This window comes from Nostoc sp. FACHB-110 (genome assembly GCF_014697425.1).
Lineage (GTDB): Bacteria > Cyanobacteriota > Cyanobacteriia > Cyanobacteriales > Nostocaceae > Nostoc_B.
The window spans coordinates 26,598-50,807 of the sequence record NZ_JACJRU010000052.1 but is presented as its reverse complement, the minus strand read 5'-3'; the positions used below and the strand labels follow the sequence as shown (position 1 = coordinate 50,807).

The window sequence follows — 24,210 nt, the reverse complement described above, 5'->3', positions numbered from 1 at the left end:
ATGTCGGGCATGGGCTAAATCGTAGTTTTTGAGTTGTCGTTTGGGAAGACAATAACTCTACTACGACAGCCCTACCTCTTCATACTCTTTTTTTGGCAACGGTATTGATTGTACACAGGATTTTTCTTCGTGATGGTCAAGTTGAATCCATTGTGTTTAAAAACACTCCTGCTGTAAAACTGGAGAATTAACATGAATGTGATTGAACTTCTGCGGCTGAAACAGTTGAGGTTTCAAGTTGCTTCACAACTGGTTTTGAAGGAGTGGAAGCCTGAAGATTTAAGTAAGCCTAAGTGTCCTAAATGCCACTCTCTAGGATTTCTAACTCCCCACCAGAGTCAAGATAACCGTGTTTGTTATTGTATCCGGTGTAACTATTACTTTAAGGAAATTATTGCCACTCACAGCTGTAAGTGTGCTGTTCCTGGCGATGACAAAGTATGTTGTGGTTGTCCATATTTTCAGCAATTTATGGAACTTGTTGACCAGCGACTTGTGGAACTGAAACAACTAAGTGTTGCAGAGCTACAGGATTTGTTATCTCTTAAACCTTTACCATAAAATCACTTATGAACTTTATTGGAGCGCAGTAATACTTTGGAGTTTATCTTTACTGTGATCGCACACAAGGCACACAAAATATGTAGCTAAAAAAATGACCCCTCTAGGGGTCATTTTTTTAGCTACACGAAGTAACTGTGCTTATTGCACCGCAATAGGTCTATTTAAAATACTCATAACTTCACCAGGGTTAGGACTGGGTAGTAAAGGACTCCAATCGCCAACATTTGAGTAGCCAATAACTTGCAAGTAGTGAATTGTGCTGGTTACAGCTTTAGAAGAACCAATCAACAGATGTTTGAGTGGTTCTTTACCTTGTAAAGTCTGAACCTCGCTTGGACTATTAGTTACTGCATTCGATTCTTCCAGGCTAGATAAAAAGCTTTGGGTAATCATAATTCACTTATTTGAGGTGGGAATAGCTATGACACACAATAAAACTCACGTTGTCACCTTGACAACTAAATAATACACTGATGACAACTAATTATTACAGTTTGTTTTATGTTTGCGCCGTCGTTTTCTTGCCCAAATCTCTCTAAGGTGAGCAGGTTCATTCTCAAATTGAATCCACAAAGCATGAATTTCTGCTAGTCGGCGTTTGTCAGATTCTGAGGGTTCCCTACGATGCTCACCTTGGGAAAACCAATGAGCTACTGTGCTTTTAGAACGCCCACACAATTCGGCAAGTTCTTCGTAGTTGACAGACCAGTGTTTTAGGAACTCTTTAGGCTCCATTTTGATAGCAACCTTAGCTTTGTAAATCTCAAACAGTTCCCAGTGTCTTCTAGTGGGCGTTTTGGCTGCAATCATAAGGACAATTTTAATAATGCACGGGTGACAACTTGTAGAGCTATCATACCGAAAATTAGCGATCGCCAGAAACTGAAGGAGTTTGTGTTCCTTGATTACGATAAACACCACGCACCCTTTCTTCGTTTGCTGATAATCTCCCTTATTCTCTTAATGAGGCAGTTATTTTCCAATAATTTAGCGATTACTAACCAAAATTAATTAAGTTTAGTTATTTTCAAAATATTTCTTTGGGTAGTAGAGCGATCGCCCCAAAAAGCAAGATGGTTAGCTATAGGAGGTGAAAATGCGTCAACTTATTATTCAAGTGCCACGAGGAAATGGAAAAGCTGTTATCGATATTGCCAAATCTCATAACGGCACAAATATGGCTCGATTTGAAGCTAATGCAGAAGAACCGATTGATGTAGTAATTGTTCACCTTTCTAATCAAGAAGTTGGCAAAGTTCTGGACAAGTTGCAAGACTTGCCCAAAGTACAAATTACGCTCATACCAACTGGTGTGATGACTCTGCAACCCCCTGCATCCCAAGCACCGCAACAAGTTGTAGATGTGGAAGAACGCAGTCCGATTGAGATTTTTCTTTCTGGTTTGCAAAGTGTTGGCTCTTGGCGAGGTTTTCTTGGTTATGCAGCACTGGCAGGCTTTGTAGTCTGGATTGGCTTGTATACGAATACAGCTTACTTGCTGGTGGCGGCGATGCTAATTGCACCCTTTGCAGGGCCGGCAATGAATACAGCGATCGCTACTGCATGGGGCGATCGCCAACTCTTAGGACGGAGTATTTTACGTTATTTTGCCGCTTTAGCAGTCACAATTGCCACTACTTGGCTACTTAGCCTGATATTACGGCAAGAAATTCCCACCAGTTTAATGGTAGAAAGCAGCCAGGTTTCAGCAGTCGCAGTGATTTTACCATTGGCAGCCGGAGCAGCAGGGGCGCTCAATTTAGTTCAGTCAGAGCGCAGTAGTTTAGTATCTGGGGCAGCAACCGGAATGCTAGTTGCCGCTTCTTTGGCTCCACCTGCGGGAATTGTGGGTATGGCAAGTGCAATTGGCAGATGGGACATGGTAATTTCGGAGCTATTCTTACTGTTTTTGCAACTATGTGGCATTAATTTTTCAGCAGCTTTGTTGTTCCGAATATTTGGGCTGTCTGCTCAAGAAACTCGCTATGGGCGTGGTAAAAAACGGGTATTCGGTATTGCTTTAGTGATAACTGTCATCGCATTGGCTCTTTTGCTGACTTGGCAGTTCTCTAATTCTCCCAATTTACAACGCTCTAGCCTTGCCCAACGTGCCAATGCCCAAGTTCAAAAAACTGTAGAGCAAGTTGGTTTAGCAAAATTAGTCGAGTCGAATGTGCGCTTTACACGATCTAACATTCAAGGGCAGGATACCTTGCTATCTGTTATTTATGTGCAGCGTCAACCGGGAGTTACAGCGTCTAGTGAAGAAATACGCTTACGCCTCACCCAATCAATTCAAACTCAATTATTAAAACAGGACTTTAATGTGACACCTCTAGTTGATGTCAACGTGCTAGAAACACCTACGAGTAAATAATAAGACCATTTATGAGAAGTTCAAAGCTTTCAGAAAAGCAAGCCCTAGAAAAAGAACGTAATGAAGTCTTGCAACAGTTGGAAGATTGGCTAGAAATTCCAATGCTGGTGCTGGGCTTTGTATGGCTAGCACTGTTCATCATCGAGATCATCTGGGGATTAAACTCTTTACTGGAAGCCTTTAGCATCACTATTTGGATTCTTTTTATATTAGATTTTCTCCTGAAACTAGCGATCGCTCCCCATAAATTTTCTTATATCAAAAGCAACTGGCTAACAGCTGTTTCTTTAGTGTTGCCAGCGCTGCGTACGTTTCGGATTATCCGAGTCGTCCGCGTACTACGAACAGCGCGGGCTGTGCGAGGTTTACAGTTGTTGCGAGTTATGACCCGTGCTAACCGAGGCATGAGGGTTCTAGCAGCAAGTGTGAGCCGTCGAGGGTTTGGTTATGTTGTGGCATTAACAATGATTGTCACTTTGATAGGAGCAGCAGGAATGTATACCTTTGAAAACGAAGTTCCTGTGGAATCAGGGCTGCACAGCTACAGCACTGCTTTATGGTGGACAGCAATGCTCATGACAACGATGGGTTCTGACTATTCGCCCAAAACGCCCGAAGGTCGGGTGCTTTGTTTTTTCTTAGCGTTGTATGCGTTTGCCGTATTTGGTTATGTCACTGCAACTCTGGCGACGTTTTTTATTGGCCGTGATGCCGATGATGACGAAGCAGAGTTAGCTGGAGCGAAATCGATTCAACTGCTTCAGAGTGAAATCGCAGCATTGCGCGGGGAAATTCAAGAATTATTGCATCAGAATTTAGAGCGTTAACGTTAGCAAAAATTACTTAATGAGGAAACTTCATGAATGCAGAAATCTCCGCAGCTTGGGACAAGGTTCAAAGCATGGTTAACGGGTTCATAGCTTTGCTACCGAACATTGTATTAGGGTTAATCGTCTTCATCTTCTTTTTATTTGTTGCCAGCAGAATTAAGGTACTGGTCAAGCGGTTAACTCGCAATCGTCGTTCTGCCCGAAATCTAGGATTAGTACTGGGAAGGTTAGCGCAAGGGCTAACAATTTTGATTGGGTTGTTTATCGCCCTTTCCATTGTGATTCCTACATTTAGAGCGGGTGATTTGGTACAACTTTTGGGAATTAGTGGTGTTGCAATTGGTTTTGCTTTCCGCGATATTTTACAGAATTTCTTAGCTGGAATTTTAATTCTGCTGACTGAACCTTTTCAAATTGATGACCAAATTGTTTTTAAAGGCTTTGAAGGAACAGTCGAAAATATTGAAACACGCGCAACAACAATCAGAACTTATGACGGTCGGCGGATTGTCATTCCGAACTCGGAATTATTTACTAATTCGGTAACTGTAAACACAGCCTTTGATAACCGCCGATTAGAGTATGATGTCGGCATTGGCTACAACGACGACATTGATCGGGCCAAGCAGTTAATGCTAGACGCAATGCTAAGTGTAGATGAGGTTTTAAAAGACCCGGCTCCTGATGTACTAGCAATGGAACTAGCCGAAAGCACTGTCAACATCCGGGTGCGCTGGTGGGTTCATCCACCACGACGGGCAGATAATCTTATTTCGCGGGATAAAGTGATTATTGCAATCAAGAAAACGCTTGTTGCAAACGGCATTGATTTGCCTTTCCCAACTCAACAAATTCTGTTCCACGACCAGACAGAAGAGACAGATGGAAACCGTTCTCGTCAGCGTGAAGGTTGGCCATCTGGTAAAGGTGAAGTACCAAAGCCTCGCCGCATCAGCGATTCACTCAGGTTACTTGCTCAAGCACGCTCCTCACCAGATAACAACGGTAAAGTAGATTCTCAAACCAACGAACAATGAGAAATGTCAAGATAAGCAAACTGTGGGATCAACTCCACTCAAGTTACTGGTTCATACCGGCGGTTATGGCGGTGGTAGCTACTGCTTTGGCTTTCACAATGCTTAATTTTGACCGCTCAGACAAGGTAAATCTTGATTATTGGTGGATTTACACAGGTGGATCTGATGGAGCGCGATCGCTGTTAGGATCGGTTGCAGGTTCGATGATTAGCGTTGCTGCTACAGCCTTTTCAATTACAATTGTGGCACTTCAGTTAGCTGCTTCCAATTTCGGGCCGCGACTTCTGCGTAATTTTATGCAGGATACAGGTAATCAAGTTGTACTAGGCACATTTATTGGTACGTTCATCTACTGCTTGCTTGTACTGCGAACAATTCATGGAGAAGGAGATGGATACGAACAGTATGTACCACAACTTTCGGTTACAGTCGGCACTTTACTCGCCATTATTAGCATTGGTGTATTAATTTATTTTATCCATCATGCTTCAACCATAATTCAGGCATCTCATGTAATCGAAAATGTTAGTGAGGATTTACATTCAGCAATTAAGCGGCTATTTCCAGAAAGAATTGGGCATGGTGAACCAGAAGATAGTCTTGGAGTTGAAAAAATGCCCATGTCTTTTGAGCAAGAGGCTTTACCAATTAGAGCTAATGGTACTGGTTATTTACAAGCAATTGATAATGTGGAATTGATGGAAATTGCTTGTAAACATAATTTGCTAATACGCCTTCAGGTTAGACCAGGAAAATTTCTAATTCAAGGTAGCGATTTAGTCTTAGTTTTGCCAGGAAAAAAAGTAAATAAAAAACTTACCAAACAAATTAATGATGCTTTTATTTTAGGCAAAGAACGTACAGAACAACAGGATATAGAGTTTCCAATCGATCAATTAGTAGAAATTGCTCTGCGTGCCATTTCCCCTGGAATAAATGATCCATTTACTGCAATTCGCTGTATTGACCGACTTAGCGCAGGACTGTGCCACTTAGTTCAACGAGATTTTCCTTCGCCCTATCGCTACGATAAAAATCAAAAATTGCGATTCATTGCTAAAGGAGTAGATTTTCAAGAATTGGTTGATCGTGCTTTTAACCAAATTCGGCAGTATGGAAAGTCGGATGCAGGAGTAACTATTCGTTTGTTAGAAGCTATAGCTGTAATTGCTACTTACACTAATAATTCTAAATATCAAGCAAGCCTGCGTCATCATGCTGACATGATTTTACAAGATAGCCGTGAAGGACTATTACAAGAACAAGACTACAAAGATGTAGAAGAGAGTTATTATCAAGTCATTAAGAATTTAAATAATGATGACAATAATAAGGATTGGGATTAACCAGAAAAATGACGTTTTAAATTAATATTTTTGAGGTAATAATTATGAAAATTCTGAATTGAAAAGGTTATCTAACTATTGCATGGATAGCCTGAATCTTTCACAAGACATAAAGAAAGGGGTAAAAAACTGCAAAAATGTATATATAGTAAGTATTTCAGCCGTTAAAAAGTATGACTCCAGCTTCAAAAGATCGTATACCAAAATAGTTCAAATTTGAGCAGGCAAAATCGCCTTCAATCATAGTTAATTTCCAGGGGGTAAAAGTAACATCTGATGCCGGGATAACCTTAATTGCTGAAATAGACAGAAAACTGCAAATTACATCAAGATTTGCACAATGTTTCCAAGATTACCGTCAGCCTAATAGAAATGACCATTCAATAGAGAGCTTAATTAAACAACGGATACGAAGATTTAAATGACCATGAAGAATTAAGATATGACCCAATGTTTGCTATAGCATTAGGGAAAATCCTATTACTTTTCTATAAAAAATAGAAATTAGGATATAAATATCAGTTTCGTCTTCTTTTACTGTGAGGGTATGAATAACGTTTTAAATACATTCCTATAAAACCAATTATGGATGCTATGCCAAATAGCAAGAACGGATTGAAAGCGATCGCAAAATTAGCGTTCTGTTCATATCGCCAACGCAATAACCAAAATGTATCATTACCGAGAACAAAAGAAGGTACTTGTAAAATAGTAAACAACACCAGTAGTAAGACGATAATTGCACTTAAGCCTACAAACGTTGGCAAAGTAATTTTTAACCAAGCCAAGAAAAGCCGATAAATTTTTTGACCGGACATAACATAAACTTATCAAGTAGTAACTATCCAATATTTTTAGCTTGTAATTGAAATGTGAATAGAAAGTGACAGCAGGATAAATGCTGTTAAATATGTCGTCATTTTTTAATCACATTTGTTTGCCATACTCATAGTTAACTTAATCATCTTGTAGCAGGCAACAAAAAACAGGCTTAAAAGTCTTTTTTACACAGCTTTTTGCTGGGAACTTATACCTCATCCACCGGCAATCTGCTGTATCTGCTAGTTATTAAAACAGTGAACTAACGGCAATAAGCCAGTGTGACGAAAAGCTTAATTTGTTGCAATTGTCCAGGTAGCAATAAATAACAACTTTTACTAAGTTAATTAGATTTCATCAATTTTCAATTTTATTACATTGAACTACCTTTGTGAGATAAATTTATGGATTTGCAAAGTATTATTCACTGGATTTATGTTGCTGGGATGGCGATTGGTGCATTACATTTTTGGTCGCTCAGTCGTAATGGGCGTGGTGTTCCACAACATGAATATCTAGTGGCAATATTCATTCCTATCTGGTCAGGACTCGCTTATATGGCAATGGCTTTAGACCAAGGAAAAGTTGAAGCATCTGGTCAAATTGCCCACTATGCTCGTTACATTGATTGGATTGTTACTACACCTTTATTACTCCTATCTCTGTCTTGGACAGCAATGCAGTTTACTAAAAAAGATTGGACACTCATCGGTTTTTTGATGAGTACTCAAGTAGTTGTGATTACGAGTGGATTGATTGCAGATTTATCTGAACAAGATTGGATAAGATATTTGTGGGATATTTGCGGGGTTGTTGCCTTTTTGATTGTGCTTTGGGGTATTTGGAATCCTTTACGCGCTAAGTCCAAAACTCAAACAGCAGAATTATCAAACTTATACAATAAGTTAGTAACTTATTTTACAGTGCTTTGGATTTGTTACCCAATTGTTTGGATTATTGGCCCTAGTGGTTTTGGTTGGATTAACCAAACAATAGAGACTTTTTTGTTTTGCTTAATTCCCTTTTTCTCTAAAGTAGGATTTAGCTTTTTAGATTTACATGGCTTACGCAATCTCCAAGATTCTCGTCCAACTACAGGCGATCGCTTCGTGGAAAATACTTTTAAATTTGTAGATAATATTACCGCTTTTGGTAGGACACAACGCCAATCATCCCGTAGAAGAGTGTGAAATTTAATTTGCTCTATCTATAGTTAATCTGGAAGCGAAGAAAATGGCAGTAACATCTGAAGAAATCATCCAGCAACAGCAATGGCATAATCTAGCTGCATCGAGGGTAGCGCAGAATTTAAACACAAATATAGAGACAGGTTTAACCTCAGATGAGGTAGCAAAACGAAGAGAACGTTACGGTGCTAACGAACTTAAGGGTAAATCTGGCACAAATCCCATATTAAGATTTTTATTGCAGTTTAACCAACCTTTACTGTATATTCTGCTGATTGCGGGTGCCATTAAAGCTTTAATTGGACAATGGGTAAATGCTTGGGTGATTTGGGGTGTAACCTTGATTAATGCCATTATCGGCTTTATTCAAGAATCAAAAGCCGAAAGTGCGATCGCAGCTTTAGCCTCTTCAGTCAAAACCAATGCAACTATCCTCCGCAACGGTCAAAAGGTACAAGTTCCTTCTACAGAGTTAGTACCGGGGGATGTAGTCTTACTGGTTTCTGGCGATAAAGTTCCAGCCGATTTACGTCTGATACAATCTCGTAATCTCCAAGTTAATGAATCAGCACTTACGGGTGAGTCAGTTGCGATTGAAAAAAATACCCAAACCATTGATGCAGATGCAGCTTTAGCAGAACGCGCTAACATGGCTTATGCTGGCAGCTTTGTCACATTTGGCACTGGTAAAGGGATTGTCGTAGCCATTGGCGAAGCGACAGAAACCGGGCGGATTTCCCAACTGATTGAACAAGGAACGAGCCTGAAAACTCCCTTAACTCGCAAATTTGATAAATTCAGCCGCACCTTGCTATACATTATTTTGGGTATAGCTGCACTGACGTTTGCTGTTGGGCTGGCTTATGGCAATTCTTGGGCGGGAATGTTTGAAGCGGCGGTGGCTTTTGCTGTGAGTGCGATTCCTGAAGGATTGCCAGCAGTAGTAACTGTAACATTAGCCATTGGGGTTTCTCGTATGGCACGCCGTCATGCGATCGTTCGCAAATTACCAGCCGTGGAAACTTTGGGCGGTGCTACAGTTATTTGCGCTGATAAAACTGGAACGCTAACCGAAAACCAGATGACTGTACAAGCCATTTATACAGGTGGAGAACAATATACAGTCACAGGTACAGGTTACGCTCCCGAAGGAGAAATCTTATTAGAAGAACAGCCAATAGACTGGCAGAATTTCCCTGTTTTAGCAGAATGTCTGCAAGCCGGATTGTTATGTAATGATTCGCGTCTAGAACACAAAGATGGACAATGGCAGGTTGTGGGAGATCCGACAGAAGGAGCATTGATAACTGCTGCCGATAAAGTTGGACTGCATCGCCATGTCTTAGAAGCGCAGATGACTAGGTTAGATGTTATCCCGTTTGAGTCTGAGTTCCAATACATGGCAACTTTGCATAGAGGTGGAACGATTTACGTTAAGGGTTCTGTCGAAGCAATTCTTCAACGTTGTCATCAGATGTTAGATGCTAAGAGAAATTTAGCTGCTATTGATGCCAAAACCATACATCAAGAAGTTGATGTGATGGCACAATTTGGTTTACGGGTGCTAGCTTTTGCGAAAAAAATTGTACCCAATACTCAAAAATCTCTTGACCATGCAGATATCGAAACAGGCTTAATTTTTCTGGGATTACAAGGAATGATTGATCCTCCCAGAGCCGAAGCAATTAAGGCAGTAGAAGCCTGTCAAAATGCAGGAATTCAAGTCAAAATGATTACAGGCGACCATGCTGTGACAGCAAGAGCGATCGCCGAGCGTATGGGCTTTAATAAAAATGGTGAAGTGCTGGCATTTACAGGCACTCAACTAGCTCAAATGGAGCAATCAGAACTAGCTACAGCCATAGAAAATGGGGCGGTGTTTGCTCGTGTTGCACCAGAACAGAAACTCCGCATCGTAGAAGCCTTGCAATCTAAAGGTGAAATAGTAGCCATGACAGGTGATGGTGTGAACGATGCACCAGCATTAAGACAAGCTGATATTGGTATTGCGATGGGAGGTGCAGGTACAGAGGTTGCTAAAGAAGCCGCCGATATGATTTTGACCGATGATAACTTTGCCTCTATAGAAGCCGCCGTTGAAGAAGGACGGACTGTTTATCGCAATTTATTAAAAGCGATCGCCTTTATCCTACCTGTTAATGGTGGCGAGTCGATGACAATTTTAATTAGTGTAGTGTTTGCCAGAGAATTACCAATTTTATCCTTACAAGTTTTATGGCTGAATATGGTTAACTCCATTGCTATGACTGTACCTTTAGCCTTTGAGCCAAAATCTCCACGGGTAATGCAACAGCTACCGCGTAGCCCCCGCGAACCTCTACTTTCTAAGAGTCTAGTCAAGCGAATTGTGGCAATTTCTATTTTTAACTGGATATTAATTTTTGGTGTATTTGAATGGATTAGACAGACCACAGGCAATATAGATTTAGCCAGAACAATGGCAATTCAAGCTTTAGTATCTGGTAGACTGTTTTATCTTTTAAGTATTAGTCAATTAGGCACAGCTTTAATTAATCAACTGCGAGGAACTCGTCAAAAATTCAGCGATGCTTCAGCTATTGCAATAGGCATTGCTACAACGATAGTTTTACAGATAATTTTCAGTCAGTGGAACGTGATGAATAGTTTATTTTCAACTGCACCACTGGCTTTAAATCAATGGTTAATTTGCTTGCTTGTTGGTTTACCAATGATTTTAGTAGCCTCATTAGTCAACCGCTTTGACCCTCTTGATTAAGATAGCAGGTGTTCCAAGGGGACTAAAGTGAGAACTTCAGCTTTTGGGAAACGAAAAATATACGCACCATCTAAAGGAATAATAACTCTTATACCAATTCTTTATGAAGCTGCATAGAATTCGATCCCCCCTAGCCCCCCTTAAAAAAGGGGGGAAAAGAATCAAAGTCCCCCTTTTTAAGGGGGATTTAGGGGGATCTAGATATGTGCAACTTCACATTAAATTGGTATTAGGTATGATGATAGTAAAACTATCTGCTATTGTATTTATATAAAAAGTTAGATATTTCTAGTTTAGATAAATAAACCAATTAATTTAACCTTGAATTAACCAATAATTTTATAACTTTGTATAGCTTGAAGTTGAAAGTATTTATCAACTCGCTATTTCATAATTATAGAACGTTTAAATAAAACCTTAGCTAAAGGCAAATTTTTGAGTTTTATTGTTTTAACTCTGACGTTATTGCTGTTTAGCAACGCCAGATTAAATATTAATCTGCACCCATTTTTTTACTCTGGTTTTTTAAATATGAATTATTAACACCCTTGGTAGTATCTTTGGGTAACTGGCTTTTTGACAAAGTAGTTAAACTGTCTAAAAGCTGTGATAAAGAATTCTCTAAATCTGGAGAAAGTTCTAATGGTAAGCTACCAGTACGCAAATGTAGAGAACGTTGGGGTAAAGGAACATTAATGTTTTTTTGTCTAAAAATCTCATCAATCTGAAAATATAAATCGCTCTTAATTTGAAATTGTTGGCGGGGTTTAGAAATCCAAACTAATAGCTGAAAATTTAAGAAATCTTCTCCATATCCTTGAAACCAAACAGTAGGATGTGGTTTTTTTAATATATCATGATTTGCATTTGCGACTTCTAGTAATGCAGAGCGTATAGTATTAATACTCGCGCCATAAGCAACCCGCAAGGGTAATACTATACGAGATGTTGAACCACGATGATTCCAATTTACTACTTCTGTATCCAATAAACGAGAGTTTGGCACAATTACTACTGTGTCATCCAACGTGTGGAGATGAGTGCTACGTGCATTCAAACGCTCGACTGTTCCTTTAAATTCGCCAATCTCTACAAAGTCGCCAATTTCAATAGAACGTTCAAATGTAATGACAAAACCGCTAACTAATTCTTTAGCCACTCCCTGTAAGCCAAAGCCGATCGCTACACCAAAGACGCTGGCTACTATTGCTAAGGAACTGATGTCTAAACCCCAAATTTGTAGTAATATAACTATTCCGATAAAAATCAGACTGTAATTAATAGCAATAGCGATTGATTCTTGTACACCACGACTAACATTTGTCATCCGTAATACACGCGATCGCAGCAAATTTGTTAAAGTCCCAGCAATAGCTAATACCCCAAAAAATAAGCTGATTAAAATAATTATACTGATAACAGAATAAGAGCTTCCACCAATTGTAATTACAGGTGAAATTAAGCTCATCCAGAGAATATTAACAATCTCTCTACTCCATTCTCTTGTTAAGGGGAATAAGTCAGTAATATAGATAGCTGTTCCTATCCATAAAAGCGATTGCACTACAAACAACGTCAATTTTAAAAATAGCTCAATTCCTTGGGGTTGCGCTCCTGTTTCGGGATGATGCGCTTGGGTTGGAACTAGCCGCCGTAGCCAATAACGCCACACCCAACCCAAAAGCAAATGCAGAGCGATCGCGCTTAATATAGATAAACCTACCAGTAATATTGACCGCCAAAAATAGCTTAAACTGCGTTCTGCTTGTCCTTGTTCTACAGCTTCTCTAATGCGTTGCGCCCAAATTTGTGCTTGTTCTTGTTTTGTTCTCCCAGTAAAAGTATCTTCTTGCGTCACCGTTAATAAGTGACGATTGTTTACCAGAATTACAGGTAATTGATTAGTTTCTACAATCTCTACTTTGAAATTTTCTGGCGAACGAACTGCTTGTTTTAAAATTAAATTAGCATCAGCAGCACGACTTTCTGCACTAAATTGTCCTGCTTGTGATAACTCAAATAAATGGCGACCATCTACGGTAATATCAGCAGTTGGTCTAGATTGAGATTGCACCAACATTTCAGTATTTACAAGCCATCCTACACTCATAATTAAAACAGCTACTAAGATGACAATTGCTTTCTGAAAGCGATGAAAGCTATTCATAACACTATATTGAATAATAACTTATGAATATTACATAAATTTAAAGTTTTCACATCTACCGATAGTTTTGCCAATATTTATATCCAAAGTAGGAAAAATTTGGTTTTTAATGATTATTACAGCCTTTTTCAGTTTGGTGCAGTACACCTTTCAAGGGGGGAGAGCGACTAGAAAATTTACCTCATCTATGTCAAAAATGCTGTAATAAAAAGTTTGATTGAATAGCAACAAAAGTCTGATATTCCTAAAAGTTAAATACTGTTCTAAATGTCCCGACAAAAATATCTTTATTCAGATGATTATGATTAGGATTAGTTAAATAAATAACTCCCAGAATTAGAGTAATATTTTCTGTTAAATGATATTGATAAAATGCTTCTAAATGTAAACCTGTACCTGTATCTTGACGAGAAGCAATTGTGTTATTAATAGTTTTAGGTGGCATTCCTAAACCTAATCCGCCTACAGCATTTTTAGTAAATAAATCAGGAAAAGCTAAATTAACAGCATAGTTAATAATATCTGCATTACCACTCACACAATCAACTCGGTTAGCTGTCATATATCCTAACCAACTACTCACCGCTACTTTGGGTGTAACTCTCCATAAAGCTTGTACACCATAAGAATTTGATGTTAATGGTACGCCTATCCCAAAGGGAAGATTAGCAAAATTACTACCTGTGCGATGTAATAGATTTCCATCAGGAGAATAATGATGCAGATAGGTAAAACTTAAGTCTAAATTTTGTGTAGGTTTAAAAGTAAACTGTGCTAAAGCACTGTAGGTTCCGCCAAACAATCCTGCATCAGTATTGTTGCTATTTTCAGCTAAATATCCGACATCTAAACGCGTATCTGGGTTAAATCTATAACTAGCAACGACACCAGCCGGACTAATAAATCCAATGCGATAGATAGGATTACGTTCTAAAAAGCGAGAAGGAGAACCTTTCGCACCACCAAAACTAGCAAAATAAGGATTTAAAACATTGGTGTAGTAATGGTGAGATGTCGCATTAGCAAATAAGTAGAAGTTGAGTTTTTCTCCTACAGGAAAACGATATTCCAACAAATTTACAGTCAAATTATCGTTAGTGTTGCCAACTTCAAAAGAAAGGCGTGTCATATCTGTTGCCGAAGCACCGTTAAAATTAGGTACTCTATTAGAAGATTGCAGCCGGATTAGCAATCTATCTCTGCCGGAAAAGCTAGTAGTTAAATTTAAACGAGTGCGATAATTAAAGGCAATATTTGAATCGATTTCCGTATCGGGATTACCATCAGCCCTGTCTCCGGTGAGTCCACTAACAACAGCAACAAAGGAACCACCTAATTTCATTGTGGGGGAAAATTGTTGAGACTGTAAATTTTTTGTATTTTCCTCCAACGCAGTTAGACGACTTTGGACTATAGTTAATTCTGTTGTAAACTCTGTTTGCAGACGTTGAATAGTGGCGATTTCTGCTTGTGTTAGTTGAAATTGATTTTCTAGTTGTTGGTTAAGGGCGTTGATGCAAGTATTTAATGCGGCGGCAAATTCATTACGAGTTAGAGAGACATTGCCTTGATAAGTATTATCAGAGTATCCTGTAATGCAACCATAACGCTCAATTAGCGATCGCAACGCTATTATTTCCCAATCTGTTGGTTCTACGTCGGATAACCGAGACACTGAAGTAATTTCCGCCGTTATTGCTTCTTCTGTCGCTGCAAATACTGGCACAGGCAAAAATACCGCTAAGGCAGTCAATAAAATTAAAGGTTTAATGGCTAAAAAACTGCGTAGCACTCAAATAAGATAATAATATTTAGATATTGCGCCTAGATTCTCTCAGTTTCATCTATTAGTTGACTCTGCCAATAGATATATTTCTGAAGTCAGATACAAATTAATGATTGTATTTCATTAGTTAGATGTGACTGCCTAAGTAAAGGTGTAATTTTACTCGTGTAAGCTCCTCAATCTTCAGTTAAAAAGAGCAATCCTGAGTGCCATCCAATACTGTCAGGCTTTACTAATGAAATTCATCACAAAACCAAAATATCTCTTAATGGGATGTGCTTTAGCATTGGGACTTGCTGTTCCTGCAAGTTCTCAACAACCCCAACAGCAAAGAATCGAACGCGTAGAAGGTTACTTAGCGACTCCCGAAAGGTTGAAGTTCAATGAATCTCTAATGAAAGAGTTGCGCCTACCTCCTGGCTTTGAAATCAACATATTTGCTCAAGATTTAGGTAATCCTCGTAACTTAGCAGTTGCACCCAACGGTACAATCTATGTGACTCGGCGTGAACAAGGTGATGTGATAGCTTTAACAGACACCAACAAAGATGGACGCGCTAACCAAAGACGTACCGTTGCATCAGGACTAAAATTCGTTAACGGCATTACTATCAATAGAAATCGTCTGTATTTTGTTACTGATACACATTTATATGCTACTGACTTACTATCCAATGGTAAAGAGGGTAAAATCCAGACCTTAATCAGTGATATACCTGATGCCGGACAACACCCTAATCGGACTATTGGCTTTGGCCCTGATGGATTGCTTTATCTTTCTGTAGGTAGCACGTGTAACGCTTGTGACGAGCCAAATGATGAACACGCTACCCTATTGCAAGTCCAACCCAATGGTAAAAAACGGACTATCTACGCCAAGGGATTGCGAAATACTATCGGTTTTGCTTGGCATCCTCAAACGAAAGAACTTTGGGGAATGGATCACGGTTCAGACTGGCGAGGTAACGATCAACCACCAGAAGAATTGAACTTGATTAAAAAAGATGCAGATTATGGCTGGCCATTTTGTTGGGGCGATCGCCGTCCTGATGTCTACCTCCAAGGCAACCCAGACGGCATGAGTAAGGAAGAATACTGTAAAAAAACCGAACCTCCCTTACTTACTTATACAGCCCATAGCGCGCCCTTGGATTTTGTTTTTTATACTGCTTCCCAGTTTCCCGCCCAGTATCGTAACGATGTTTTTGTTACGATGCGGGGTTCTTGGAACCGTAACCCACCCGTGGGGTATAAAGTTGTGCGTTTGCGTTTCGAGAATGGCAAACCTGTAGGATTTGAAGACTTTGTTACGGGCTTCTTAAGACAAGACGGAAAAGCACAGTTTGGCAGACCAGTAGGGTTAGCTACAGCACCAGACGGTTCACTATTATTCACCGACGATACCAACGGGGTGATTTATCGTGTGTCCTATGTGGGTGACAAAAAATCATCTAGTCAACGTAGTCAGCGATCGCAGTTGCACTCATGCCACCAGTTTGTGTAATTGGTTTAGGTTTATCGCAATTAAATTGGTCATTGAGTTTTGGTGCATCTTTACTTTATCTGACCAATTTATTAGGAATCACTCTTTCTTGTATGCTGACGTTTTTAGTAACAGGTTGCGCTTCATTTAAACGTGCTAAAAAAGCCCTTATATGGACGTTAGCTTTAACAATAATACTTTTTATTCCCTTAACTATCAGCTTTTATCAATTAATTAGACAAGCTAGACTGTCAGTAAGTTTGAGACAAGCATTAGTGAATAGAACTGTTACCTTTCAACGGATGGTATTGCTCAATAGTGATGTAAATTGGTTGACTAATCCGCCAGAAGTCCGTTTGAGTGTACGTACAAAAGAACCTATAACACCAACACAAGTGACACTTTTAGAAAGATTTTTAAGAAAAGAAATGGGTCAACATTTTACCTTAATTTTTGAAGTTGGTGAAATAGAGGAAGTTCGAGGCATCAGTACAGACGATTCTAAATGAGCAAAAATTAGTAATGTCGTAGTAATTTGTCACTTTCTATTAACATTTATCACAAATACTAAATATATAGCAGAGTATAAGGAAATTGTTGGCGAAGCTCTAATAATCGCCAGAATATTTTCCATTTTAAAAGTGAATTAATTGTCAATTAAGCGAGTCTCCAGAAGGTGGGAGTGCTGTGTGGCTAACGTAATCTCTATTGCAACAACAAAGCTAGGAGGTATGGGCTGATGAGAAGCTTATTGATGAAAAATCCTGTAATTGGTGTAGGTAATTATTTAGGGTTATTTTGGAAAGCAGTTATCTGGACTGGAATTGCAATAGTATCGTTGTGGTTATTGATTTATGTTCGCTTGGTTAAACCTTATTTTATGCAGAAAAAACCTTATTTGGTAGAAGCTGTAATTCCCCAAAGAGGTAATGTCTGGAATTTAGTTTTGCGTCCTAGAGGACACGGAGGAATCCATTTTCAACCAGGTCAATTTGCTTGGATAACCCTGGAAATTTCACCTTTTAGAATGCGGGAACATCCATTTTATTTTGCTTCTAGTGCCGAAAAATGCGATCGCATTGAATTTGGTATCAAGGCTTTAGGCGACTTCACAAAAACAATTAAGGATGTCAAACCTGGTACTAAAGCCTTTTTAGATGGCCCTTATGGAGTTTTCACCACAGACCGCTATGAGAATACTGCTGGATTTGTCTTTATTGCTGGCGGGATAGGCATCACACCAATTATTAGTATGCTGTTTACCTTAGCAGAACGTAAAGATGAGCGTCCCCTACTCTTAATTTATGCCAGTAAAACTTGGGAAGATATAACTTATCGAGAAGAAATTGCAGCCTTAAAAGACAAATTAGACTTAACAGTAATTCACGTTCTAAAAGAACCTCCAGAAGATCGGTCAGGAGAAACTGGATATGTCGATCAGGAACTGCTAAAACGCTACATTCCTAAACGTCCTGCAACCCGCAATTACTTTATCTGTGCTGTGCCGAAAATGATGGATCAAGTAGAGAGAGCTTTACATGATTTAGAAGTGCCAGTTACTAATATTCACATGGAACATTACAACCTTGTTTAACTAAGTTATCACCAACTAAACAATTTTTATGCGTTACAGTATCATGCTGCAAGTAGTAGCAACAATAACCTTCATTTTCCTGGGTACTGCTGCTTTATTCGCTTGGTTACAATATCGCCCAATTCCAGCAGAAACAAATACACAAAGCAGCGTTAAAAACCTAGTAATCTGCTGAGGAATTGAGTATATCACTAATCAATTTAAAAAATCTCTGCGTCACTCTGCGTTTAAAAACATTAAATCTATACCTCACTTAACAAGAAATCACTATAATTCCAACCCAAAATATTTAGGAGTTTACACCAATGAATACAAAAACCGATTTAATTACAGAAGCTTGGACATTAATTGAAAAGTCAATTGTTTATTATCAAGGTCGTCCAGTTGGCACAGTAGCAGCCTTAGAAGCAGGGTCAGACGCACTAAATTATGACCAATGTTTCATCCGTGATTTTGTTTCATCAGCAATGGCTTTTTTGATGAAAGGTGAACCAGAAATTGTTCGCAATTTCTTGATTGAAACTCTACATTTACAGAGTCATGAACCACAAATGGACTCTTTTAAGCCAGGGCCAGGACTAATGCCAGCTAGTTTTAAAGTAGTAGTAAAAGATGGCGAAGAGTGTTTAACTGCTGATTTTGGTGAACAAGCGATCGCCAGAGTTCCGCCTGTTGATTCTTGCTTGTGGTGGACTATCTTATTACGAGCTTATGTCAAAGCTACAGGCGATATCGCCCTTGCTCATCAAAGCGAGTTTCAACAGGGAATAAAATTAATTTTAGAGATGTGTCTCGCCCATCGGTTTGCTATGTATCCAACAATGCTAGTTCCCGATGGTGCTTTTATGATTGATCGTCGTATGGGCGTTTACGAACATCCTCTTGAAATTCAAGTGTTGTTTTACGCGGCTTTACGTGCAGCCAGAGAACTTTTGCTACCACATGATGATAACATTTCCTGCTCTAATAGTGTCACTCAACGTTTAGCACCGCTTACCTATCATCTACGCGAATATTACTGGATTGATTTAAATCGTTTAAATGAAATTTATCGCTTTAAAGGTGATGAATTTGGTAAAGAAGTAGCTAACATATTCAATATTTATCCTGGTTCAATACCTGATTAGCTAACCGAATGGCTACCAGATGATGGCGGTTATTTAGCAGGTAATCTTGGCCCTGGACGTATGGATTTTCGTTTCTTTGCTTTGGGAAATCTCATGGCAATTGTTACTTCTTTAGCTAGTGATGAAGAATCTCAAAAAATTATGAATCTCATTGAAAAACGTTGGCAGGATTTAATTGGATATATGCCAATGAAACTTTGTTATCCAGCACTAGAAGGGATAGAGTGGGAAATTATTACTGGTAGTGACCCAAAAAATACACCTTGGTCTTATCATAATGGGGGTAGTTGGCCTGTTTTATTATGGCTACTAACAGCAGCAGCCATAAAAACTAATCGTTTAGAAATTGCTCACAAAGCAATTGAAATCGCAGAAAATCGTTTATATCAAGATGGCTGGCCAGAATATTATGATGGGAAGAATGCTAGATTAATTGGTAAGCAATCAAGAAAATATCAAGCCTGGACTATTGGAGCATTCTTAGTAGCAAAAGAGTTAATTGCTAATCCTAGCCATTTAACATTACTCAGTTTTGAGATTGAATAAATTGAAAAGATTGGATAAAGAACTAATGGTTATCAAATATTTGAAGTTGAGAAACCCTCTTGCTAAAAAATTACTTTTTGGCATGGTATTATTAGGACTTTCTGCTTGCAACGTACCCACAACTGAGTCTGCCAACAGCAACACTCAAGAAACACAAACAGCCCAACCAGTTAGCCAACAAACTCCTACTAACAATCAAGCGTGTAATTTAGTAAAAAATGGCTTTGGTTCGCAAGGAAAGGTAAATCTGCGCGCTGAAGAAGTAGTAACAGGTTTAGAAGTACCTTGGGGAATTGCTTTTTTGCCAAATCGAGATATGTTAGTTACTGAACGGCCTGGACGAGTTCGCCTTGTACGGGGTGGTAAACTCGTTTCCAAGCCAGTAGCTACAATCGATGTGACTGATAGCGGTGAAGATGGTTTGCTTGGCATTGCAACTCATCCCAACTTTGCCGACAACCGATTTTTTTACGTTTACTATACTGCTGATAGAAATGGGTCACAGGTAAATCGTGTTGAACGATGGCGGCTATCTGGCGACGGACTCAGTGCTTCACGAGATAGGGTAATTGTTGACAATATTCCTGTAGCGCAATACCACAACGGAGGGCGCATCCGCTTTGGCCCCGATGGAATGCTTTATGTTGGGACTGGTGATGCCGGGGAACCGCCAAGTTCCCAAGATATTAATAGCCTCGCAGGTAAAATTTTGCGTGTGACTCCTGACGGACAAGTACCGCCAGACAACCCATTTGAAAAAAGCCCTGTATATATCACTGGGATTCGCAATACTCAAGGGTTTGACTGGCGTGATAAATCAACGTTATGGGTGACAGACCACGGCCCTAGCGGTGATTTGGGTAGAAGAGGACATGATGAAGTCAGTGTAGCAAGAGCAGGTGACAACCTCGGTTGGCCTACTATCTACCGTTGTGAATCAGGAGAAGGGCTTGTGACTCCTTCGATTGTTTGGCGGGAGGCTTTACCTCCTGGTGGCACAGCAATTTATACTGGCAATTCTATACCTGAGTGGAAGGGTAGTTTAATTATCGCCACTCTCCGTTCGGAAAACTTGCAGCGTGTGATTTTCGACCCTAAATCCCCGCAAAAAGTGTCGCGCCATGAAGTGTATTTGCAAGGTAAATATGGACGGCTGCGAGAGGCGGTTATGGGGCCAGATGGCGAATTATATGTGACAACGAGTAACTGTGATGGTCGAGGAGATTGCCCATCACAGCAAGACAAAATTCTTCGGATTACACAATAAAAAGGAAAAAATGCTCTAATTACAGGTGCTAGTTCGGGGATTGGACAAGCGATCGCCATTCGCCTAGCGCAGGAAGGTTGCAATATCGCCATTAATTACCGCAAAAGCCCGGAAGCTGCGGAAGACACAGAAGAAATCGCTATGCAAAAAGCCTGTGGCGATGTCAATAACTGCGGTGTTCAATCTCTACTCATACAAGGCGATGTCTCCAAAGAAGAAGACGTTGTAGAAATGGTCAATACCGTAGTTGATAAATGGGGCAGCATTGATATTTTGACGGTGGACTAACACTCTACGCTGACTTTAGAGAAGCTTGGTCTGCTTGAGATAGATGATTGTAGTGCTGTCATACTTGCAATATATCCTCTGAATTTTATCCTCACCCTTTTTGTTGTTATAGAAAGGAGTGAGGAAATTATTGTAAACCAATGCCTCTAAGTTTTTTGACGTGAAGCTTGGGCGCGTCTGTTAATTTCCGTCCAGTTGACGACATTCCACCAATTATTTAAATAATCAGCACGACGATTTTGATATCTCAGATAATAAGCGTGTTCCCAGACATCATTACCCATAATCGGATACGAGCCTTCGGAAATGGGATTATCTTGATTGGGTGTACTGGTAATTTGCAATTGACCTTGGGCGTTTCGGACTAACCAAACCCAACCACTACCAAAGCGATCGCCTCCTGCTGCATTAAACTGTTTTCTAAAAGCTTCAAAACTACCAAAAGTTTGGTTAATTTCTTGGGCGATTTCTCCTGTTGGTTCTCCGCCACCTTTAGGACTCATGATTTGCCAAAAGATTGTATGGTTAAGATGACCACCACCATTGTTACGTACTGTTGTTCTGATATCTTCAGGGATGCTATTCAAATCCAGGAGTAAAGCTTCCACACTACTCTTTTGTAGTTGCCGATATTTTTTTAAAGCATTGTTGAGGTTATTGACATAAGCTGCATGATGCTTGTCGTGATGCAGTTTCATTGTTTCTGCGTCAATTGCCTTTTCTAAGGCATTATAAGCATAAGGTAATGGTGCTAACTCGGCAGGATTTGTGCTTAACTGGCGATCGAGATAAGCTACAGGGCGTGTATTTGTAGCAGGTGCAGATGTTTGTACAGGAGTTGCAGTAGGAATTGGGGGTGATTCTGCTACTTGTTGAGGTTGGCAAGCAAATAGAGTAGATATGAGCAACATTCCCATGCAAAACCAAATAACTGGTTGCTTAAGAAATAATTTCATGACTAAGTTCTTCTTACTAGTTATATATCCGACAAAATTCACTCAGATTGTTGCATTATTTAGGTAATTGGCGCAACTATAGGAATCGTACTTGAATATTGCTAAGTATACTGAGAAACGAACCTTTGTATGGCAAGCTTCTAGCCAATTTGGTTTTTCAGAAATCAAATATGAGTCCTATATCCTTAATAGAACTGAGTTAATAATTGCTAAAGTAATAGAACCAAGCAAAGCACTCCACAAACCGTAACGTAATCTAAAACCTGGGACAATTAAAGCCGACAATCCAAAGATAATGGCATTTAAAACAAAGAAAAATAATCCCAAAGTCAAGATAATAAAAGGAAAGGTAAAAAAGGTTAGAACAGGTAGCAAAATTGCATTCAAAATTCCAAAAACTATTGCAGAAATAGCTGCTTTACTAAAACTGTCTATTTCTATACCTAAAAATGGTAGCCTAGCAATAATCAAAAAACTAACAGTAGTTACTAACCAAGTCATGATTAAACCTATCATAATCATTCCTACATTTTTTAGTTAAATTTACTGCGACTCTGAAAACTGAGAAAACGATTTTTTTTGCTATGTTTTAACGGCTCGTAATCACGACAATTAACTGCTGCTTTTGTAAACACAACATCAGGATTTACAGCACACTTTAAATAGATGCTGTTTAAAAAGTAATGGCAGCTTTTACAGGGAGAGTAATCTAAAGTTTTGAGGTTTTTAGCCTGATGATAAAGCTTGAGCTTATGAAAAATAACTATTCCACTCATCACTAATAAAACAATAGGAGCAACAATTAAAGTTGGGTCTAAAGTTGTGAGATTACTTGCCTTATTTGTACTGAAATTTGTGCTATCATTATTTTCTATATTTAAAGTTTGACTAGATGAGCTTGAGTCCATCCAGTTTAAATAGTATTTTAAGTTTTCTGCCAGGTATTGACCTGTAATTTCATTTTTTAGCATAAAATCTCAGTTTTATCTATCTAAATGGAAGTAGAAAATAGAATTTATTTTATTACCAAATATTGTGTTTAATTCAAGGCAAATATAAAAATAATGCCTTTTATATGCAATATACAAAAAGAATGTGAACAGAAAGTGACAATAGTAATCAAAAAGAATTTCTAGTTAAAAGAGTAGATTTATTTATAAAGAGGAGAGCATTAGCTTGCCTATCTAAAGATGAACAATAGTATTTTTTGCTACGTATTCTTAACTACATAGTTGAGATTGTCATAATTTTATTAGCTTTTTCGGTTTGTATGTTTTATTTAGTTTGATGTTTAACTTGATAACTAACAAGCTTTCTCACATCTTCCGCCGATAAGTTAAGTAATTGAGTAATCATTGCTTCTAGCACATTAATTTCAACAGTTGGTAGCTCAAAATCTAACTTTTTTAAAGCATGATTAAAAGTTATAACTTCAACAAAGCTATATCCTTGCTGTTTTTCAACAGTGGCTTTAATAGCCATTAAATCTAGGGGAATCTTTAGCTTTATCTGTTGATTGCGCTGAAGTTGTTTAAGTTGAGGGTATAGCTTTAATTCTTTGACGATCGCCACTTCTGCATAACTAGAATTAGGAATTTCTAACTCTAATCTTTTCAGCATAGAATTTCCTGTTTTAATCTTAACTTGAGTAAACTTCTCTTCTGGATATATTTCCATATCAATTATCTTAAAATCTAGGTTTAGCATCACTTGGGGAAGTGTCTCAACTTGCACCTTGTCTAGTGTCCTGTAAGAAAAGCTGAATAATTGCTTTGTTAGCAAATCTCCCCCAGTCCAAAAAGCAATCCCAACAAATAATAAAGAGAAGAAAAACAATAAAAATTGGTAACTCAAATTAGGCATAATTATAAATTCTTATTTTTTTATAACTCTACTTGATAAAGGAAATACTTGTAAAAGCAGACAAGAGAAGGTGGTGAATAAATAGAAATAACAAATTAGTACTTTTTGCAACCATCTATAGATAGATATAAGTTTAGACATATCTGAATCAACTAAGTCATAAAATCTAAACCTAGATAGAAGATATAAATCTATTTTTAATTTTTAATATTTAA

The 24,210-nt window shown here is 38.7% G+C and carries 20 protein-coding genes and 3 pseudogenes; 14 read left to right on the top strand and 9 right to left on the bottom strand.

What is annotated here, in order from left to right; translation table 11 throughout:
* Positions 1-192: 192 nt before the first annotated feature.
* A complete protein-coding gene (locus H6G69_RS29835; protein WP_190692728.1) occupies positions 193-561 on the top strand; it encodes a hypothetical protein in 369 nt (122 codons plus the stop codon).
* 141 nt (positions 562-702) lie between these two features.
* On the opposite strand, the gene H6G69_RS29830 is transcribed toward H6G69_RS29835, so the two are convergent.
* Positions 703-957 carry a hypothetical protein gene (locus H6G69_RS29830; protein ID WP_190692727.1) on the bottom strand — a complete coding sequence of 85 codons (255 nt, stop codon included), beginning with the start codon at positions 955-957 and terminating at the stop codon, positions 703-705.
* 87 nt (positions 958-1,044) lie between these two features.
* Complete coding sequence (locus tag H6G69_RS29825; protein WP_199336339.1) at positions 1,045-1,374, bottom strand: helix-turn-helix domain-containing protein; 330 nt, start codon at positions 1,372-1,374, stop codon at positions 1,045-1,047.
* Positions 1,375-1,660: 286 nt separating this feature from the next.
* On the opposite strand from H6G69_RS29825, the gene H6G69_RS29820 reads away from it, so the two are divergent.
* From H6G69_RS29820 to H6G69_RS34210, 5 genes are all read left to right on the top strand, one after another.
* A complete protein-coding gene (locus tag H6G69_RS29820; RefSeq protein ID WP_190692726.1) occupies positions 1,661-2,941 on the top strand; it encodes a DUF389 domain-containing protein in 1,281 nt (426 codons plus the stop codon).
* Between the two features lie 11 nt (positions 2,942-2,952).
* Positions 2,953-3,768 carry an ion transporter gene (locus H6G69_RS29815; protein ID WP_190692725.1) on the top strand — a complete coding sequence of 272 codons (816 nt, stop codon included), beginning with the start codon at positions 2,953-2,955 and terminating at the stop codon, positions 3,766-3,768.
* Between the two features lie 32 nt (positions 3,769-3,800).
* A complete protein-coding gene (locus H6G69_RS29810) occupies positions 3,801-4,808 on the top strand; it encodes a mechanosensitive ion channel family protein (RefSeq protein ID WP_190692724.1) in 1,008 nt (335 codons plus the stop codon).
* Positions 4,805-6,154, top strand: coding sequence for a DUF2254 domain-containing protein (locus H6G69_RS29805; RefSeq protein ID WP_190692723.1), 1,350 nt, complete (start codon positions 4,805-4,807; stop codon positions 6,152-6,154). The genes H6G69_RS29810 and H6G69_RS29805 overlap by 4 nt, the downstream gene beginning before the upstream one ends.
* A gap of 239 nt (positions 6,155-6,393) precedes the next feature.
* Positions 6,394-6,579 carry a transposase gene (locus tag H6G69_RS34210; RefSeq protein WP_313952421.1) on the top strand — a complete coding sequence of 62 codons (186 nt, stop codon included), beginning with the start codon at positions 6,394-6,396 and terminating at the stop codon, positions 6,577-6,579.
* A gap of 93 nt (positions 6,580-6,672) precedes the next feature.
* Here the strand turns inward: H6G69_RS34210 and H6G69_RS29795 are convergent, their stop codons facing one another.
* Positions 6,673-6,972 carry a hypothetical protein gene (locus tag H6G69_RS29795; protein ID WP_190692722.1) on the bottom strand — a complete coding sequence of 100 codons (300 nt, stop codon included), beginning with the start codon at positions 6,970-6,972 and terminating at the stop codon, positions 6,673-6,675.
* A 405-nt stretch (positions 6,973-7,377) separates the two neighbouring features.
* On the opposite strand from H6G69_RS29795, the gene H6G69_RS29790 reads away from it, so the two are divergent.
* Together H6G69_RS29790 and H6G69_RS29785 are read left to right on the top strand one after the other, a co-directional pair.
* Positions 7,378-8,163, top strand: coding sequence for a bacteriorhodopsin (locus tag H6G69_RS29790; protein WP_190692721.1), 786 nt, complete (start codon positions 7,378-7,380; stop codon positions 8,161-8,163).
* 43 nt (positions 8,164-8,206) lie between these two features.
* On the top strand, positions 8,207-10,918 hold the full coding sequence (locus tag H6G69_RS29785) for a cation-transporting P-type ATPase (RefSeq protein ID WP_190692720.1): 2,712 nt from the start codon (positions 8,207-8,209) through the stop codon (positions 10,916-10,918).
* 493 nt (positions 10,919-11,411) lie between these two features.
* Here the strand turns inward: H6G69_RS29785 and H6G69_RS29780 are convergent, their stop codons facing one another.
* Positions 11,412-13,085, bottom strand: coding sequence for a mechanosensitive ion channel family protein (locus tag H6G69_RS29780; RefSeq protein ID WP_242072234.1), 1,674 nt, complete (start codon positions 13,083-13,085; stop codon positions 11,412-11,414).
* A gap of 244 nt (positions 13,086-13,329) precedes the next feature.
* Positions 13,330-14,877: an iron uptake porin gene (locus H6G69_RS29775; RefSeq protein ID WP_190692719.1), complete on the bottom strand. Its 1,548-nt coding sequence runs from the start codon at positions 14,875-14,877 to the stop codon at positions 13,330-13,332.
* A 229-nt stretch (positions 14,878-15,106) separates the two neighbouring features.
* On the opposite strand from H6G69_RS29775, the gene H6G69_RS29770 reads away from it, so the two are divergent.
* The 6 genes and pseudogenes from H6G69_RS29770 to H6G69_RS29745 all read left to right on the top strand — a co-directional run.
* Positions 15,107-16,375, top strand: a complete 1,269-nt coding sequence (locus H6G69_RS29770) for a sorbosone dehydrogenase family protein (protein ID WP_190692718.1) — start codon at positions 15,107-15,109, stop codon at positions 16,373-16,375.
* Positions 16,336-16,863: pseudogene (locus H6G69_RS29765) on the top strand (DUF389 domain-containing protein); the annotation flags it as partial. The gene H6G69_RS29770 and the pseudogene H6G69_RS29765, both read left to right, overlap by 40 nt.
* Positions 16,864-17,093: 230 nt before the next feature.
* Positions 17,094-17,948: a hypothetical protein gene (locus H6G69_RS29760; RefSeq protein WP_242072233.1), complete on the top strand. Its 855-nt coding sequence runs from the start codon at positions 17,094-17,096 to the stop codon at positions 17,946-17,948.
* 305 nt (positions 17,949-18,253) lie between these two features.
* Positions 18,254-19,621 (top strand): annotated as a pseudogene (locus H6G69_RS29755) (glycoside hydrolase 100 family protein).
* Positions 19,622-19,646: 25 nt separating this feature from the next.
* Positions 19,647-20,888 (top strand): sorbosone dehydrogenase family protein, encoded by a 1,242-nt coding sequence (locus H6G69_RS29750; protein WP_190692717.1) that lies wholly within the window; start codon positions 19,647-19,649, stop codon positions 20,886-20,888.
* An 18-nt stretch (positions 20,889-20,906) separates the two neighbouring features.
* Positions 20,907-21,164 (top strand): annotated as a pseudogene (locus H6G69_RS29745) (SDR family NAD(P)-dependent oxidoreductase); the annotation flags it as partial.
* Positions 21,165-21,322: 158 nt separating this feature from the next.
* On the opposite strand, the gene H6G69_RS29740 reads toward H6G69_RS29745, so the two are convergent.
* From H6G69_RS29740 to H6G69_RS29725, 4 genes are all read right to left on the bottom strand, one after another.
* Positions 21,323-22,132, bottom strand: a complete 810-nt coding sequence (locus H6G69_RS29740) for a superoxide dismutase (protein WP_242072232.1) — start codon at positions 22,130-22,132, stop codon at positions 21,323-21,325.
* Between the two features lie 177 nt (positions 22,133-22,309).
* Complete coding sequence (locus H6G69_RS29735; RefSeq protein WP_190692716.1) at positions 22,310-22,648, bottom strand: phage holin family protein; 339 nt, start codon at positions 22,646-22,648, stop codon at positions 22,310-22,312.
* Between the two features lie 17 nt (positions 22,649-22,665).
* A complete protein-coding gene (locus H6G69_RS29730; RefSeq protein ID WP_190692715.1) occupies positions 22,666-23,103 on the bottom strand; it encodes a hypothetical protein in 438 nt (145 codons plus the stop codon).
* Between the two features lie 304 nt (positions 23,104-23,407).
* Positions 23,408-23,995: a hypothetical protein gene (locus H6G69_RS29725; RefSeq protein ID WP_190692714.1), complete on the bottom strand. Its 588-nt coding sequence runs from the start codon at positions 23,993-23,995 to the stop codon at positions 23,408-23,410.
* Between the last annotated feature and the right edge of the window lie 215 nt (positions 23,996-24,210).